This window comes from Deferrisoma palaeochoriense (genome assembly GCF_054656955.1).
This window is the reverse complement of record NZ_BAAHXI010000003.1, coordinates 54,827-70,855: the sequence shown is the minus strand read 5'-3', so window position 1 is coordinate 70,855 and position 16,029 is coordinate 54,827. Positions and strand designations below refer to the sequence as shown.

Below are 16,029 nucleotides of genomic sequence, written 5' to 3'. Positions count from 1 at the left end.
GTTTTCCGTGATCGCGCGGGTCCCTGGTTCCCGTACCGACACCCGGGAGTTGATCATTCTCCCGTCGGGATTCGTATCCCTCGGGACCCCTACCCGGCCTCGCCTTCGTTCCCGTCCCGGGTTTTCGCCTGCTTGGGCTGGTAGAGCGCGTTTAAGAACCGGTCGCGCATCCAAGTCTCGTGATCCAGGCACTCCTCGGGGAGATTTTCGAGGGGGATCACCGCTTTGGCCATGGCCTTGTGGCCCCCGGCGCTTCCGAACGCCTCGAATGCTGCCTTGGTGACCTCCCCCGCGCTCCGGCCGGTTCCGAAGCTCCGGACCGAGATCACGAGTTTTCCGCCGTAGATCCCCGACACGACCGACCACTCCACGCCTTCGATCTCGAGGCCGAAGTCCGCGATGAAGGGCACCACGTCCTCCCGGGTCAGGGGGCCCAGGTGGGCGAACAAGATGTCGTCCACGATCTGGGTGTGGGCCAGGGCCTGGCTGAGGGCCGGCAGATCCCGGCGGGGGAACTGGGGCCTATCGATCCGGCGCAGAAGGGCGTGGTTCGCCAGGGGGTAGAGCGCCGCAAAGGCCGACACGTCCATGGGGGTGGTGTCGCGGCCCAGGAGTTGGGTGTCGGTCTTGATCCCGTAAAGGAGCGCCGTGGCGAGCCGCTGGGAGATGGGGACGTCCGAGGCCAGCAGGTACTCCGTCATGATGGTGGACGTGGCCCCGTACTTGGGCCGGATGTCGGCGATCGTGGCCCGGCACTGGGACCGGCGGGGGTGGTGGTCGATGACCAGGTCTACCCGCAGCGGGATGTCGGGGGAGTGGAGCGGTTGAACGTCGAGCAGGGCCACCCGGTCGAACCGGGAGAGGTCGTCTGGGGCCAGGGTCTCCACGTGGATGTCGAGGAGCTTCACCATGGCCACGTTCTCGGGCCGGGTAACCCTGCCGAACGCGCCGATGACCGCGGTGAGTCGGTTGCGGCCGAGGAGCGCCCGGAGCGCCAGGGCCGAGGCCAAGCCGTCCGGGTCGGGGTCGTCCTGCACGAGGAGCAGCACCTTCTCGGCCCCCTCGAACAGCTTTCGGATGGCCGCGAGCATGCGGCGGGTGGCCGCTTTCTCGAGTTCGGCGCGCAGCCGCACGTTGCCCAGTTGCCCGGTGGGAACGAAGAGCACCCGCTCCTTCCACGCCTCGGGAGGCGTTCGGCCCGGTTCCAGGAGCGCCGCCACGGCGGCATCGGGCACCGCGCGAAGCAGGGTGCGGAGCACCCGGTTGAGCTCCGGGGCCCGGGGCAGGTGCACGAGGATGCGGTCCTCGGCCCCCACCCGGGCCCGGCGGTAGAGGGCCGGATCGCCCAGGTCGCCCGTGGCGGTTCGGAATCCCCGACGCCGGGCCTGACGGGCCAGGGCGGGTTGGTCGGTGACGAAGGCCATGGGCTCCTGGGCGGATTTGGGATCCAGGAGCAGAAGGGGAAGGTCGGTCCGGCTGACGACAACGACGGCCATGGTCGGGAACGGGCCTCACACCGGCGCAGGGGTTCTGGGGAAACCGCAAAGGGCTAGAAGTGTAGGCTCGCGACCCCGCAGGGTCAACCGCGCACGGCCCGGGCCAGGGCCGTCGGGAGGTCGCGGGCCGGAAGAACCCGGCTCGCCCCGCCGGCCTCGATGACGGCCTTGGGCATGCCCAGGAATTTGCTCGAGGGGTCGTCGATCACCAGCACCTCGGCCCGGGCCTTGCGCAGGGCGAGGGCGCCCTCCACGGCGTCCTTCTTGGCCGAGAGCCCCGTGAGCACCACTCCCACGACCCGGCGTCCCAGGGCCTTGGCCGCCGTGAAGAAGAGGATGTCGATGCTGGGCTTGAAGTGGAGTTCCTGGGGCTTGGGGCTCAGGACGATCCGGCCGGTGGGCGAAAGCCCTAGATGGAGCCCCCCAGGCCCCAGGTAGACGCATCCGGGCTCGGGTCGGGCGCCGTTTTCGGCCACGCAGACCCGAAACGGCACCCGCTTTTCCAGCGTCTGGGCGAACCCGGCGGTCATGGAACCGGGCATGTGGAGGGCCACCAGGATGGGAGCCGGGAGATCGCCGGGGAGCTTCGCCAGAAGGTCGGTGAGCCCGGCCGGCGCGCCCGTGCTTCCCCCGATGCAGACAATCCGGTCCATGGCCTCCCCCTAGAACAGCCGGAATCCGCGCACGTCCATCACCCGGGTCATCACCTCGTCGAGCACGGGTTTGAGCCGGTCGCCCTGGAGCCCCACGAGGGCCAGGTCCCGCTCGTCCAGTTCGGCGTCGGCCGCGTCGAACCCGGCGCCCACCCCCAGGATGCCGCACACCCCGTCGGCCAGTCGGACTAGGGCAGCCAGGCGAGGATTCTCCACCTCGGCGTCCCGGTCGTGGTGGGAGCGGATCACGTCCCGGAGCACCGGCGCCAGGTTCCAGCGCTCGGCCACCAGGGCCCCGACCTCGGCGTGGTTCGTGCCCAGGACCTCCCGTTCCGCCTGGGGGAAGGGGATCCGCCGGGTCTTAACCGCCTCGACCACCTCTTGGAACCGCGGTGCCAGCAGGGTCGCCAGCACCACCTTTCCGATGTCGTGGAGAAGCCCCGCCGTGTACGCGACGTCGGTGAGATCGGGCGCCGCCTTCTCGGCCAGGGCAAGGCATGCCGTGGCCGACCCGAAGCTGTGCTCCCACAGGCCCTCGGAGGTCTGGGCGTAGGCCTCGAAATCCCCCTGGATCACCGAGTGGACGAAGCTCGAGAGCACGAGGTTCTTGGTCATCTCGAAGCCCAGGAGCACCACGGCCCGCTGGATGCTGGTGACCTCCTTGCCGAGTCCGTAGAAACCGGAGTTGCACAGCTTCAGGACCCGGGCCGCGAGCGTCGGGTCCTTGCACACCACCTGGGCCAGGTCTCCCACGGCGAAGTCCTCGGTCCGGCTCATCTGCATGACCTCGGACACGGTCTGGGGCATGGGCGGAAGTCGCTCCAGGCGGTCGCTGATCTCGGCCAGGATCGGGGCGGGCTGAACCATGGTGATCTCCGGGGAAATGTCGGTCTGCCGTTCGTCGGTCTGCGGTCTTCGGTCGAAGGGCTCCCGCCGGCGCGCGGGAAGCCCCCGCCCTGGAACACGGGTCGGCCCAAGCGGCCGGGATCTTTAGCCGGAACCCGTTCCCCGCCCCCCCGGCAATACGTCCGAACGTATTCGTACCCCCGCGGAGGGTGGAGGGGGTCAGACGAGGGGTTCGTCCGGGCGGACCCGCAGGTGCTCCGTCACCGTGCGGGGCAGTTGGCCCACGAGCTGGCCCTCCCGCAGGAGCCCCACCCCGATCACCGCGCCCTCCCACCGGAGGAGCACGAACCCCCGGCCGGGGCGGTCCACCGGGATCGTCTGCCCCTGCAGGAGGGCCCGGAGTTGCTCGTCCCGGAGGTCCACGGCCCCGCCCCCGGCCCCGGACGCCAGGAGTTGGACCCCCCGGGTGGCCGGTTTGAACCGGCCCGGCCCCATCTCCTTGGCGAGCCGGAGCCCGCCCCCGGCGAGTTGGAGCGCCTCGGCCGCTTCGGCCGCCTCCCCGCGCACGGCGCACACGTACCCGCTGCGGCGAAAGAGCCGAAGGCCCTCAAACGCCTCCGGGGGCACGCCGAACCGCTCGCCGAAGTAGGCGATGACGGCCCGGGTCTCATCCGGGTTTAGCCAATCGAGCGACAAAGAAACCCTCCGAATCGAACCGGTGGGGATAGAGGCGGCGGGTCAGCGCGAGCTCAGGAGGGAACCGGCGCCCCTCCCACTCCGGAAGCCCCGGTTCGGCCGGCACGTCCACCGGCACCGGGAGCACCCGGGCCCCCTCGCGCTCCACCAGGCCGGCCAGGATCGCCTCGTTCTCCTCCGGGGCGTAGGTGCAGGTGGAGTACACGAGTTCGCCGCCCGGTTCCAGGACGTCCCAGGCCCTCTGGATGAGGCCCGTTTGTTGGCGCGCCAGGGCGGCCCGGAACTCCCCGGAGATCCTCCGGGGTTTGGCGTCGGGGCCGCGCCAGGTGCCCTCGCCAGAGCAGGGGGCGTCCACCAGCACCCGGTCGAACCGAAGCCGCTTGGGGAAGTTCTGGCCGGCGTAAGCGGTGATCAGGACCGACGCCGCGCCCATCCGCTCGAGGTTTGCGGCGAGCGACTTGATCCGCCGGCGGTTGGGCTCGTTGGCCACCACGAGCCCCCGGTCGTCCATCTCCTGCACGAGCAGGGTGGTCTTGGATCCCGGGGCCGCGCACAGGTCGAGCACCCGGTCCCCGGGGCGGGCCCCCAGGGCCCGGGCCGACACGGCCGACGACGCGCTCTGGATGTACACGAAGCCGAGCGCGTGGACCAGGGTGGCTCCGAAGGCGAACCCCTGGGGGGCCTCGATGACGCGAAGGAGATCCGGATACCAGGATTCCGGCCGGACTCGCACCCCGGCCCGGGACAGCCGGTTCACCACCCAGTCGGAGGCGGCCTTGCGAGGGTTGACCCGCAGATGGACCGGGGCCGGCGCCTCGTGGGCCGCGCAGAAGGCCGGGAAATCGGGCACGATCTCCCGGTACCGGGCGAACCGGTCGGCGAACCGGGACAAGGGGCCTTACTCCCCGAAGACGAGTTCGGTCTCGAGGGGGATGCCCTGGGCCACCGAGGCCGAAACGATGCAGTACTTCTTGAAGATCTCGTAACAGCCCTCGACCTTTCGGCGATCGGCCTCGGCGGCCCCGACCCGGATCCGGGCCCGGATCCGGACGACCCGCAACAGGCCCTCCTCGTTGCGGGCCACCTCGCCCTCCATGTCCATGGCCAGGGGGGCCTCGACCCGCTTCTTTTGGAGGCACAGGGCGAGGCTCGATAGGAGGCACCCCCCCACCGCCGTCAGAAGGTAGTCCATGGGGCACGGCGCCGCGCCGTCCCCCCCGAGGTCCTTGGGTTCGTCGAGGCCGTAGGGCGGCAGGTCGCGAACCCTCACGGTGGCCCGGAACCCGCCGGCATGCTCGATCGTCTGGGTGAAACGAAGGGTCTGGATCTGGGACATGGGAGCACCTCCATCAGGGAGTGTGGCAGGCTCCGGTTCGTCTCGGGTTCGCCCGCCTCTGGCGTTGGGCCTCGTAGAGGATCATGGCCGCGGCTGCCGCGACGTTGAGCGACTCCACGGCGCCTTCCATGGGCAGCGTGATCCGGAGATCCGTCAAGGCCGTAAGCCCGCGGCCCAGCCCCCCTCCCTCCTGGCCGAGGAGCAGGGCGAACCGGCCCGAGAGGTCGAGGGCGTCCGGGGGGGTGCCGCCCCGGCTCACCGTGGCGGCCGCCGGGAGGCCGGCGTCCCGGAGGAAGCCAGCCGGGTCGTCCACCCGCAGGGTCGGGAGCCGGAGCAGGGACCCGGCCGAGGCCCGCAGGGCCTTGGGATTTCCGGGGTCCGCAGCCCCCTTGACCAGAACGAGTCCCGCCGCGCCCGTGGCCTCGGCCGTGCGGGCGATCGTGCCCAGGTTCCCGGGTTCCTGGAGGCGGTCGAGCACCACCACGGGGCCGGGCCGTGTCAGGAGATCTTCGGCCGACCAGGCCGGGGCCTCGAAGGCCACCACCACGCCCTGGGGCGTGGCGGTGTCGGCGGCCTCCCGCACCGCGGCCCGGGTGGCGTGGGCCACCGGGTCGCCCCGGGCCCGGACGCGCCGGAACAGCCGGGCCTCGCGCTCCCCCCGCTCCTCCCAGCCCTCCTCCAGGAGCCACAGGCGCACCCGGAGCCCGGAGGCCAGCACCTCCTCGGCCAGGCGGATCCCCTCGGTCACCCATGCCCCCTCCCGCCGGCGGAACCGGCGGTCGGCGCCGAGGCGGGCGAGCCACCGGACGCGCTCGTTTCTGGGGGATCGGATCGTGTCCGCCACGGGCCGCGCCTCCTTTCCCTCCGTGGCCCCGCCGGGGGCCGCCCGGCCGGACCAGACTACCCTTCCGGGCCGGGGCCGGTAAAGCGCGGGGCTGGACACCCCCGCCGGGGTTGGTAGCCTTGCCGCCAACCGGAACCGGTCCCGAGAAGACGGAGGAACCGATGGCGGAGGCGAAAGCGGTTCTCTACGCGGTGCCCTGGTGCGAGAAATGCCGCGCCGTGCGCCAGATCCTCGACGCGGCGGGCGTGGGCTACGAGGTGGTGGACCCCGAGGCCGACCCCGAGGCGGGCCGGCGCCTGGAGGGGCTCACGGGGGGCGGGGTCGAGGTGCCCGCCGTGGAGGTGGGGGGGCGCCTCCTCGTCGATCCCGCCCCCGGGGAACTGGGCGAGGCCCTGGGATTCGACCCGGAGTCCCTGCCGCCGGCGTACGACGTGGCGATCCTGGGCGGCGGGCCCGCGGGCTTGACGGCGGCGATCTACACCGCCCGGGAGGGGCTGCGCACCCTCGTCCTGGAGGCGGCCATGCCGGGCGGGCAGGCCGCCCTCACCGACCGGATCGAGAACTACCCCGGGTTCCCGGAGCCCGTGAACGGCGCAGAGCTGATGGAACGGGTGTACCGCCAGGCCCTCAAGTTCGGGGCCGAGGTCCGGACGTTCGAAGGGGCCGAAGGGCTGGAGCCGGCCAGCACCCTGGTGCGGGTGCTCACCCCCCGGGCCGAGGTCCTGGCCTGCGGGGTGATCGTGGCCACGGGGTCGGTGTACCGGCGCATGGGGGTTCCGGGGGAGGAGGAGCTCGTGGGCCGGGGGGTGAGCTTTTGCGCCACCTGCGACGCCCCGTTCTTCAAGGGAAAGCACGTCGTCGTGGTGGGGGGCGGAAACTCGGCCCTCCAGGAAACCGTGCACCTGGCCCAGTACGCCGACCGGATCACCCTGGTGCAGAACCTCGACCGGCTCACCGCAAGCCGGGTGCTCCAGGAGCGGGTGCGGGCGTTGCCCCAGGTGGAGATTCGGCTGGGCCAGCGCGTCCGGCGGGTGCTTGGGACCGACGGGGTGGAGGGGGTAGAGGTGGAGGACGCGGCCACCGGCCGGGTGGAGACGGTCCCCTGCGACGGCGTGTTCGTGTTCATCGGGCTCCAGCCCAACGCGGGGTTCCTGAGGGGCACGGTGGAGCTCGACGAGGGCGGCTTCGTGAAGACCGACCCGGCCACCCTCGCCACCTCGATGCCCGGGGTGTTCGCCGCCGGCGACGTGCGTTCGGGGAGCCGCAAACAGATCACCTCGGCCGTGGGGGAGGGAACCGTGGCCGCCTTCATGGTGGCCGAGTGGATCGAGCGCCGGCACCGGGGGGGTGGCTGACCCGGACCGGGAGGCCGCCCGCGCGTTCCACCCGAGCGGAAAAGGCCGGCCCCCGCGGGGGCCGGCCTTCGGGTCCGGCGGAGAAGGCCGCGGTCACACCTCGTGGGCCTCGAACTTCTCCTTGGCGCAGCCGCACACCGGACACTTGTCGGGGGCCTCTCCCCGCACCGTGTACCCGCACACCGGGCAGATGTGGAGGGTGCCGAACGAGATGTCCTTGCCCTGGTCCACGGCGGCCTTGGCCTCCTCGTAGAGCGCCTTGTGGACCTTCTCGGTCTCCAGGGCGTAGTGGAAACTGCGAGCCGCGGCGTTCTCGCCCTGGAACTCGGCCACCTGCTTGTAGACCGGGTACATCTGCTCGATCTCGAAGGTCTCGCCGTCGATGCCGCCCTGGAGGGCCTGGCTCGTGGTCTGGTACCCGAACACCCCGCCGGCCGTCACCGCCGTGTCGCCCACCTGGTCCTTGAGCACCCGGTAGTGGTTGCCGGCGTGGATCCACTCGGCCCGGGCCACGGCCCGGAACAGCCGGGCCACCCCGGGGAACCCCTCCTTCTCTGCCAGATCGGCCCAGTGCAGGTAGCGCATGTGGGCCATGGACTCCCCGCCGAACGCGCTCTTCAGGTTGGCCTCGGTCATCGCGTTCATGAACTCTCCTCCTCTCTGGGTGAGAAAACGGGCAAACGTCGCCGAAAAGATAGCCAGGCGGCCTTCGAAGTCAAGCCACCGTCCGTTCGAGCAGGGGCAGGATCTCCCTCGTGTAGAGGTTGTCCCATACGTAGTGGCGGATCACGTGGCGGAACATGCTCTGGGTGTTGTTGCTCCGGGCGATGGCGAGCACCTTCTCCGCAATGGCCTCCGGGGACTCGTCGAGGCCGAAGTAGGTGACGTTGTCGCCCCCGATCTCCCGGAACGGAGGGATGTCGGAGCACACGATGGGCAGCTTGATCATGCCGGCCTCCAGGAGCGGGATCCCGAACCCCTCCTGGACGCTGGGGAGAAAGAGCACGTCGGCCAGGAGGTAGAGGTCCCGGATGGTGATCCGGTCGGCCGTCAGGCGCTCCCCGCTCCGGAACCGGTACTCGGCCATGATCAGGATGTCGTCGAGCACCCCGAGATCCCGGGCGAGGTGGCGGAGCTTCCGGTAGTACGCCAGGGTCTTCTCCTCGTGGGGGTCGTAGGCCCCGGTCAGCAGGAGCCGGGCCTTGAGCCCCCTGTCCTGGAGGGCCCGCACCACCCGGATCGACAGCTCGATGTTCTTGCGGGGGTGAAGCCGGGAGGGGTGCACCAGCAGGAAGTCAGCCTCGAACAGCCGCTGTTCCTGGATCACCCGCACCGTGGTGGGGTCGAGCCGGAAGAACCGGATCGGGTCGATGCCGTTGGGCACCACGTGGATCTCGGCGCCGGGGCCGTAGAGGGCCTGGAACTGCTCCCGCCGGGCCTCGGTGATGGTGACGTAGGTCACGTTGGGGTTGTACCGGCGCAGGATCTCCCACACGGGGTGCGAGAGCCGGGGGGCCATGTGGTCGTAGAAGAAGGGGCTGTCGTGGTTCCAGGCCACCACCCGGATCGCCCCCTCGTCGGCCAACCGGTGGAGGGCCCGGGCCAGGGGCAGGTTGTAGGCCATGGCGAGCACGTTGTGGGCGATGACCACCTCGAACCCAGCCAGGGTCTCGGCGAGGTAGGAGTGGACCTCGTCGGTCACCCGGTCCAGCGTGCGGGGGTCCTCCCGCCCGATCTCCTGGGCCCGGGCCACCCGTTCGTACCGGGACCCGAGCTTGGGGTTGATCTCCACGGGGTACTCGTCGGTGAACGGCCCCCCGGCGCCGGCCACGATCTTCACGGGGTGGAAGTGGCGCCGGAACAGGGAGGCCTGCTGGCGCACCACCTCCTCCACACCGCCTACCACCGGCGGGCAGGAGTAGTGGACGAGGGCGATCGGGAGTTTGGGCTGGGAACCGGGCATCGGTTGCCTCCGGGGCTCAGGGTTCCAGGAGTTGGCCGTTGCAGCACCGGATGAGGTGGAGGAGTTTCTCCTCTAGCACCTCGAAGCTGAAGAACCTTCGGGCGATCTCGTAGTTTCGGTCCACCATGGCCCGGCGCCGAGCGGGGTTCGAGAGGACCTCCCGGATCTGGTCCACGGCCTGGTGGGTTGCAAAGCCCTCGATCTCGATCACGTCGAAGCCCCTCGGTTCGATGTCGGCCACGTAGATCGAGTACCGGTTCACCACGATGGGTTTGCGGAAGTAGATCGCCTCCAGGAACGCGTTTCCGAACCCCTCGTAGCCGCTGGGGTAGGTCACGAGGTCCGCGGCCTGGTAGGCGTCGGCGATGGTGTAGAGGCGCTCTCCCCGGTCGTTCGTGCCCCGCTCGGAGGCGATCAAGTGGTCGATAAAGACGAGCTCCACCCCCAGGTTCTCCGCGTATTCCTTCACCCGCAAGGTGTACTCGTCGCCCTCGTCCCCCGAACCGTGGGAGATCACGAGCCGCGGCTTGGGGAGCTGGAGGTAGCGGACGATCTCGATGGACCGCTCGATCCACTTGCGGGGCACCACCCGGGTGGGCTGGAGCACCAGGACGTCGTCGTCCCCGAACCCGAGCCGCGCCCTGAGGCTCCGGCAGTACTCGTCGCACGGCGGCGGGGGGTTCGCGAAGTCATACACGTTGGGTACCACCGTGTTCGACACACCCCGCCGGTGGGCGAGTTGTTCGGACGCGAGGGAGTTGATCACCACGTGCTGGATGCTCGGGAGATCCGGCGGAAACGCGCAGTCTAAAAGATCGCGGCAGGCGCTCACCAGGAACCGGTCGCGCTCCCAGGAGAAATCGTGGTGGTGGGCGATGGTGGGGATGCCGGTCTCGGCGACGAACTCGGCCGTGGCGAGCCCCAGGGGGATGTTGAGCGGGATCGCCAGGATGTTCTCGGGGATCAGGAGGTCGATTTCGAACCGGTCCCGAAACGCGTAGAGGGCCTCCTTGAACTCGGCGGCGAGTTCCCGGATGCGCTCGCTGGCCCAACGGGGCCGGGTTTTCCGGCCGAACAGCACGGCCTGGAGTTCCAGGATCTCAGGGTGGAGGAAGTGGAACCGGGGCCCCAGCATCGAGCGGTCGGCCGGCCGGTCGAGCTCCCCGGCCAGGTAGAAGCAACGGTACCCGTTTCGTTCGAGCACCCGGGCCCACTTGTCGAGCTCCAGCGACACCCCGTCGGTACCCGCGATGCGGGTCGAGACGAACCCCACGTTGCGGATGGCGGACGGTCGGCAGTCGGTCGGCATGGCGCGTCACCTCCGGTCTGGATCGGGAGTCGGGGGGGCGGCCACCAGGCGAAACAGGTACGGGAAGATAAGGCTCGAGGCCATGGCTGCCAACACCAGGGCCCCGGTGAGCCGCGGGGTCAAGAGGCCCATGCGCTCCCCGAGGGCCCCGGCCACTACCATCATCGAAAGGGGGGCCGCGAGCAGGAGCGCCATGGCTCCCCCGTCGCGCAAAGAGTGGCCGAGTTTGGGGGCCAGGGCCACCACCGGGGCCCGGGCCGCCAGGGCCGCCAGGGTGAGCACCCCGGCCCAGGCCAACACCCCGGGGTCGGTCAGCAGGGCGGGGGGAAGGTCGGCGCCCACCCCCACAAAGAAAAACGGGGTGAAGAACCCAAACCCCACGGCGTTCACCTTGTCCTCGAAAAGCCCCTTGTTGGGGAACACGTAGCTCGTGATGAGCCCGGCCATGAACGACCCCAGGATCGGCTCGACCCCGGCCGCCTCGGCCAGCACGGCCCCGGCGAAGGCTAGCACGATCACGCCCCGGATGCCCTCCTCGGCGGGGTCCTGGCTCGTCATGACCCGCTCGACCCAGTCGGGATGCCACCAGCCCAGGAGGTAGATGACGTGGAGGGTTACCGCGGCCGCCCCGAGGAGCCCGGCGAGTTTGGCGAGCATCCACAGGGCGTGCACCGACACGCCGTGGGCCGCGTAGGAGTCGGCCGCCGTGAGCACGAGGATGCACACCACCTCTCCCACCAGGGCGAACCCGATGAGGTCGCGGCCCAGGGCCGTGCGGGCGTGGCCGGTCTCCTTGAGCACCGGGATCACGATGCCGGCCGAGATCATGGCGGCGCAAAGCCCCAGGTACGCCGGGACCCCGGCCGCGCCGAAGGCGAGCGCCGCACCCCCCAAGGAGGCCGCGGCGGCCAGGGCGTAGGCCAGGGGCCGGCGCGATCCGGCCATGGCCCGAAGGTCGAGCTCCATGCCGGCGATGAACATGAGGTAAAGGAATCCGAGTTCCCGCAGGAGCCGGAACCACTCGGGCTGACCCCGGAGCAGGGTGTGGAAGAGCACGGCGCCGTAGAGGATCTCGAGCACCGGGGCCGGCACCCGAAGCCGCCGAGACACGAAGGGCGCCAGGGCCGCTCCGCCCACGATCAGGAACAGCCCCAGGTGCTCGGGGTTCACCCCGTGGTGGGGCGCCGGGCTCACAGGGCCTCCTCGTCGGGGGGCAGAAGCAGGGTGCTCGCCGGGCAGTGGCGCACCACGAGCCAGGGCGGATCGGGCTGGAGGAGGGACCGGAGGAACCCCGGTCGCCTCCACCCGCCGGTGTCGAGCACGGCCAGGTGGTATCCGTGGAGGGCCTCCTCGGTCGCCCGTACCGGGTTCCCCGCGAGTTCCTCCACCTCGATCCGCACCCGGTGGGCCAGCGCCATCTCGGCGATGATCTTCCGGATCTCCTCGGGATCCGACAGGTCTTCGGGGGCCGCCATGTGGGGCGACGGCAGGCTCAGGAGCACCGCGGCCTCTGCCCCGAGGACCGGGGCGATCTCGGCCAGGGCCTCCACGGCGTGCTCCACGTCGACCCCGGGCACCGCCGGCACGGCGAGCCGTTCGTAGGGAAACGTGCCGGCCGCGAGCAGCAGGGGGGCCGCCCGCTGCTCCACCAACTCCCGGAGGAACGCCTTGCGGCCGGCATCGGTGCGGGGCACGCCTCCGGCGAAGAGGCAGCGCCGACAGACCACCACGAGCCCGTCCCCGCCCTGGCGGGGCGGCGGCCAGGCCCCGGGGAGCGGCCCCTCGGCGGCGAGGACCTCCTCCGGTTCGACCCCGGCGGCGGACCACCGGGATTCCAGAACGGCCCGCCGGTCCCGCGCATCGCCGGCGAGCACGAGCCGCATGGGCTCCAGGGGGAACGTCCGGGCCACGTAGGCGAGTTCCTGGAAGAATCGGTCGTCCTCGCCGCCGAAGAGGCAGGCCGTGAGCACCGAGCCGTACTCCAGGGGGAACTGCCGGAAGCTCAGGGTCAGCAGTTCCACCACCGTGCGAAGCGCCCCCGGGTCGCCGGCCAGGACGACCCGGTCCCCGCCCCGGAGCACGGTGTTCCCGTGGGGCACCACGATCTCCTCGCCCCGGTACACCAGCGCCACCTGCCAGCGCCGGGGCCGGAGCGCCGAGAGGGGCTTCCCCACGAGCCGGGACCGGGGGTGAACGTCGGCCTCCACGATCTCGTCGCGCCCGAGGCCGATGCCCTGGGCCACCCTGGCCCGGGACTCGATGCGGTTCCGAAGGGCGATGGCCCCCAGTTCCAGCACCCCCTCCACCTCGACCCCGAGGGCCCGGAACGCCTCGATCCCGGCCGGCGTGATCCCAACCGCCACGATCCGGGGCACGTCGAAGTGCTCCCGGAGCACCCGGGCCACCTCCAGGTTGACCCGCTCGGAGGTCACCGTGAGGGCCACCACCTGGGCGTCGGCTGCGCCGGCGTCCTCAAGCACCAGCCGGCTCGTGGCGTCCCCCTCCACGGTCCGCACCCGGCCCTGGCGAACCTCCCGGGCCCGCTCCAGGGCCCCGGGGTCCCGGTCCACGCAGACCACGTCCAGGTCCCGGGACAGCCGCTCCAGGAGCTCCTGGCCCACCCGGCCGGCGCCCACCACGAGGCAGGTGGCCCGCTGCATGGCGCTACGCCGTCAGGAGCCGCAGCTCGATCGCCCGGGCCGCCTCCACCAGCGCCCGGGCCAGGTCCTCGAACTGGCCCTCGGTGAGGGTGACCCGGTCGCCGGCCGTGACGAGCTTCACCTTGCCCCCGGGGTAGCGGAGTTCGAGGGTCGATTCGCCGAGGGCCTCCAGGGCCCGCCGGTCCAGGGGTCCGCCCCGAAGCGCCGCCCGGTAGAGCTGGAGAAACAGGGGGACCCACGGGGGGGCCTTGGCCAGGGCCCCCGGGGTGCCGGCCAGGGTCTCGACCCCAGCGGTGGTTTCGGGAAGCGGCGGAAGCTCCCGGAGCCCCAGGGCCCGGGCGAGGAAGGCCCGGAAGTGGTCCCCGAGCGCCAGCACGGCCACGTCGGTGAGCCGGTCGGGCGCGGCCTCTAGGGCTCCCCGAACGGCCGCGAGCTCCGGCCCGAGTTGGGCGGCCGAGGCCGCCGGGTTGTTCACGAGGTCGGCCACCCGCTTCGTGGCCAGCCGGAGCCCGTACTCGGCGGCCCTCACGAACCCGAGCACCCCCTCGACCGCCTCTTCGAAGGCCCAGAGGGCCCGTTCCACATCGCTCGCCATGGTGACTCCTTGGACGGCTAGGAAGCTGGAAGGCTGGAAAGCGGGGAGGCCCAACCTCCTTCTTTCCGGCCGGGCTTTCTTCGCGCACCCGAACGGTCGGATACTGTAACGACAAGCGCGGGGGAGGCAAGCGGCGCGCCGTTCGGATGCCGAGGCGGGAACACCACGGAGGACACGGAGAACACGGAGGGAGCGGGAGTCCGGCTCTTTTCGTGTTCCTTGCAAGGTGAGATGACAACTCAAACTCCCGTGGACGAATTGGAACAGAAGGTCTCCCGGTTCCCCACCCGGCCCGGCGTCTACCTCATGAAGGACGCCGAGGGGCGGGTCCTGTACGTGGGCAAGGCCAAGAACCTCCGGGCCCGGGTGCGCACCTACTTCCGGGAAGGGGCCGACGGCCGGCTCCGGGTGCGGTTCCTGATGGCCCGGGTGGCCGACATCGACTTCGTGGTGACCGACACGGAAAAAGAGGCCCTGATCCTCGAAAACACCCTGATCAAGCGCCACCGGCCCCGGTACAACGTGGACCTCCGGGACGACAAGACCTACCTCTCGCTCCGGCTCGACGTGCAAAACCCCTTCCCCCGGCTCACCACGACCCGCCGCATCGTGCCCGACGGCGCCCTCTACTTCGGCCCCTACTCCTCGGCCCGGGCCCTCCGGGAGACCGTGGAGCTCATTCAGCGCATCTTCCCCCTGCGCCAGTGCCGGGACCGGGAGTTCCGGGCCCGCACCCGGCCCTGCCTCTATTGCCAGATGCGGGGGTGCCTGGCCCCGTGCTGCGGCCGGGTCACGCCCGAGGCCTACCGGGAGATCGTGGACCAGGTGGTGGCGTTTCTGAAGGGGCGGGGCCGCGAGCTCCTCGACGACCTGAGGGCCCAGATGGCCCAGGCGGCCGAGCGGCTCGAGTTCGAGGAGGCCGCCCGGCTGCGCGACCGGATTCGGGCGGTGGAGGAGACCCTGGAACGCCAGAAGGCCGTGACCCACCGGCCCGTGGACCGGGACGTGGTGGGCTGGGTCCGGGAGGGGGGGGAGGCCGAGGTGGTGGTGCTGGTGGTCCGAAGCGGCAACCTGATCGACCGCCGGTCCTACTACCTGGACCGGTTGGAAGAAGACGACGCCGAGGTCATGGCCCAGTTCCTGCGGCAGTACTACCGGGGCGACCGGATCGTGCCGGCCGAGGTGGTGGTGGGCGTGGACGTGGGGCCCGAGGAGGCCGGCGTGCTGGAGGAGTGGCTCGGGGAAAAGCGCGGGGGGCGGGTCCGGGTGGTGCACCCCAAGCGGGGGGAGCGCCGGGAGCTCGTGCGCATGGCCGAGGGGAACGCGGCCGAGCTCCTCGAGGAGCGGCGGAAGACCAAGGTCGGTTACGAGGCGGCCCTGGCGGAACTGCGGGACCGGCTGGGCCTGCCCGACCTGCCGCGCCGGATCGAGGGGTACGACATCTCCAACCTCCAGGGCCGGGAGGCCGTGGGGAGCATGGTGGTGTTCACCGACGGGTTCCCCGACCCCGGGGCGTACCGGCGGTTCCTCATCCGCACCGTGGAAGGGGCCGACGACTTCGCCTCGCTCTACGAGGTGCTTCGCCGGCGGCTGGGCCGGCGGGGTCAACCGGGGTGGGAGCTGCCGGACCTGGTGCTGATCGACGGGGGCCGGGGGCAGGTGGCGGCCGCCGCCAAAGCCTTGGAGGACGAGGGGATTGCCGTGCCCCTGGCCGGCATCGCCAAGGCCCGGGTGCTCCCGGGCCGGGGCCCCGAGGTGGAGCACTCGGCCGAGCGGATCTTCCTCCCCGGCCGCTCGAACCCGGTGGGGTTCGGCCGGAACAGTTCGGGGCTCTTCCTGCTCCAGCGGGTCCGGGACGAGGCCCACCGGTTCGCCGTGGCCTTCCACCGAAAACGGCGGGCCCGGGCGAGCCTGCGCTCGGCCCTGGAGGGGGTGCCGGGCCTCGGCCCCAAGCGCCGCAGGGCGCTTCTGCGCCATTTCGGAAGCCTCAAGCGCCTGGCCGAGGCCTCGGCCGACGAGATCGCCGCCGTCCCCGGCATCCCCCGTCCGGTGGCCGAACGGGTGGCCGAGGCCTTGGGCCGGCCGGACCGGGCCCCCGACGCTTGACACCCCTTGCGACGGGCCCCTATGCTCCGCTGTTTCGGCGGCGGGACGGCTAGGCGGCTGGGCGGCCGGGCAGCTAGGCAGTTAGGCAGCGGGGCGGCTGGTTTTTTCCGCCTTCTAGCCTTCTAGCCTTCTAGCCTTCTAGCTTCCCAGCTTCCCAGCTTCCCAGCTTT

Annotated in this window: 15 protein-coding genes; 2 read left to right on the top strand and 13 right to left on the bottom strand. The window is 71.2% G+C overall.

The features are described from left to right. Window positions 1–89 precede the first annotated feature (89 nt). The 7 genes from ACYQ8L_RS01770 to ACYQ8L_RS01740 all read right to left on the bottom strand — a co-directional run bounded on the left by ACYQ8L_RS01770 (window position 90) and on the right by ACYQ8L_RS01740 (window position 5,871). The gene (locus ACYQ8L_RS01770; protein ID WP_459940040.1) at window positions 90–1,496 is read right to left on the bottom strand and encodes a DHH family phosphoesterase; all 1,407 of its coding nucleotides are present in this window, start codon (window positions 1,494–1,496) and stop codon (window positions 90–92) included. Window positions 1,497–1,579: 83 nt separating this feature from the next. Then, window positions 1,580–2,149, bottom strand: a complete 570-nt coding sequence (locus ACYQ8L_RS01765; RefSeq protein WP_459940039.1) for a CheB methylesterase domain-containing protein — start codon at window positions 2,147–2,149, stop codon at window positions 1,580–1,582. A gap of 9 nt (window positions 2,150–2,158) precedes the next feature. Next, the gene (locus tag ACYQ8L_RS01760) at window positions 2,159–3,016 is read right to left on the bottom strand and encodes an HDOD domain-containing protein (RefSeq protein ID WP_459940038.1); all 858 of its coding nucleotides are present in this window, start codon (window positions 3,014–3,016) and stop codon (window positions 2,159–2,161) included. A gap of 198 nt (window positions 3,017–3,214) precedes the next feature. After that, window positions 3,215–3,691, bottom strand: coding sequence for a methyltransferase RsmF C-terminal domain-like protein (locus tag ACYQ8L_RS01755; protein ID WP_459940037.1), 477 nt, complete (start codon window positions 3,689–3,691; stop codon window positions 3,215–3,217). Continuing rightward, the gene (locus tag ACYQ8L_RS01750) at window positions 3,663–4,583 is read right to left on the bottom strand and encodes an RsmB/NOP family class I SAM-dependent RNA methyltransferase (RefSeq protein WP_459940036.1); all 921 of its coding nucleotides are present in this window, start codon (window positions 4,581–4,583) and stop codon (window positions 3,663–3,665) included. The genes ACYQ8L_RS01755 and ACYQ8L_RS01750 overlap by 29 nt, the downstream gene beginning before the upstream one ends. A gap of 6 nt (window positions 4,584–4,589) precedes the next feature. Further along, window positions 4,590–5,027 (bottom strand): OsmC family protein, encoded by a 438-nt coding sequence (locus tag ACYQ8L_RS01745; protein WP_459940035.1) that lies wholly within the window; start codon window positions 5,025–5,027, stop codon window positions 4,590–4,592. A gap of 13 nt (window positions 5,028–5,040) precedes the next feature. Next, window positions 5,041–5,871 (bottom strand): TrmH family RNA methyltransferase, encoded by an 831-nt coding sequence (locus ACYQ8L_RS01740; RefSeq protein WP_459940034.1) that lies wholly within the window; start codon window positions 5,869–5,871, stop codon window positions 5,041–5,043. Between the two features lie 161 nt (window positions 5,872–6,032). Between ACYQ8L_RS01740 and ACYQ8L_RS01735 the strand changes: the two genes are divergently transcribed. Next, on the top strand, window positions 6,033–7,226 hold the full coding sequence (locus tag ACYQ8L_RS01735; RefSeq protein WP_459940033.1) for an FAD-dependent oxidoreductase: 1,194 nt from the start codon (window positions 6,033–6,035) through the stop codon (window positions 7,224–7,226). Window positions 7,227–7,319: 93 nt separating this feature from the next. Here the strand turns inward: ACYQ8L_RS01735 and ACYQ8L_RS01730 are convergent, their stop codons facing one another. From ACYQ8L_RS01730 to ACYQ8L_RS01705, 6 genes are all read right to left on the bottom strand, one after another. Beyond that, window positions 7,320–7,871 carry a rubrerythrin family protein gene (locus ACYQ8L_RS01730; RefSeq protein WP_459940032.1) on the bottom strand — a complete coding sequence of 184 codons (552 nt, stop codon included), beginning with the start codon at window positions 7,869–7,871 and terminating at the stop codon, window positions 7,320–7,322. A gap of 70 nt (window positions 7,872–7,941) precedes the next feature. Continuing rightward, window positions 7,942–9,189 carry a glycosyltransferase family 4 protein gene (locus ACYQ8L_RS01725; protein WP_459940031.1) on the bottom strand — a complete coding sequence of 416 codons (1,248 nt, stop codon included), beginning with the start codon at window positions 9,187–9,189 and terminating at the stop codon, window positions 7,942–7,944. A gap of 16 nt (window positions 9,190–9,205) precedes the next feature. Further along, window positions 9,206–10,498 (bottom strand): glycosyltransferase, encoded by a 1,293-nt coding sequence (locus ACYQ8L_RS01720; RefSeq protein WP_459940030.1) that lies wholly within the window; start codon window positions 10,496–10,498, stop codon window positions 9,206–9,208. Between the two features lie 6 nt (window positions 10,499–10,504). Further along, window positions 10,505–11,692: a cation:proton antiporter gene (locus tag ACYQ8L_RS01715; protein ID WP_459940029.1), complete on the bottom strand. Its 1,188-nt coding sequence runs from the start codon at window positions 11,690–11,692 to the stop codon at window positions 10,505–10,507. Beyond that, window positions 11,689–13,158, bottom strand: a complete 1,470-nt coding sequence (locus ACYQ8L_RS01710; RefSeq protein WP_459940028.1) for a potassium channel family protein — start codon at window positions 13,156–13,158, stop codon at window positions 11,689–11,691. Before ACYQ8L_RS01710 ends, ACYQ8L_RS01715 begins: the two co-directional genes overlap by 4 nt. Window positions 13,159–13,162: 4 nt before the next feature. After that, the gene (locus ACYQ8L_RS01705) at window positions 13,163–13,753 is read right to left on the bottom strand and encodes a hypothetical protein (protein ID WP_459940027.1); all 591 of its coding nucleotides are present in this window, start codon (window positions 13,751–13,753) and stop codon (window positions 13,163–13,165) included. Window positions 13,754–13,984: 231 nt separating this feature from the next. Here ACYQ8L_RS01705 and uvrC point away from each other — a divergent pair, with 231 nt between their 5' ends. Next, the gene (gene uvrC, locus ACYQ8L_RS01700; protein ID WP_459940026.1) at window positions 13,985–15,859 is read left to right on the top strand and encodes an excinuclease ABC subunit UvrC; all 1,875 of its coding nucleotides are present in this window, start codon (window positions 13,985–13,987) and stop codon (window positions 15,857–15,859) included. Window positions 15,860–16,029: the final 170 nt, after the last annotated feature.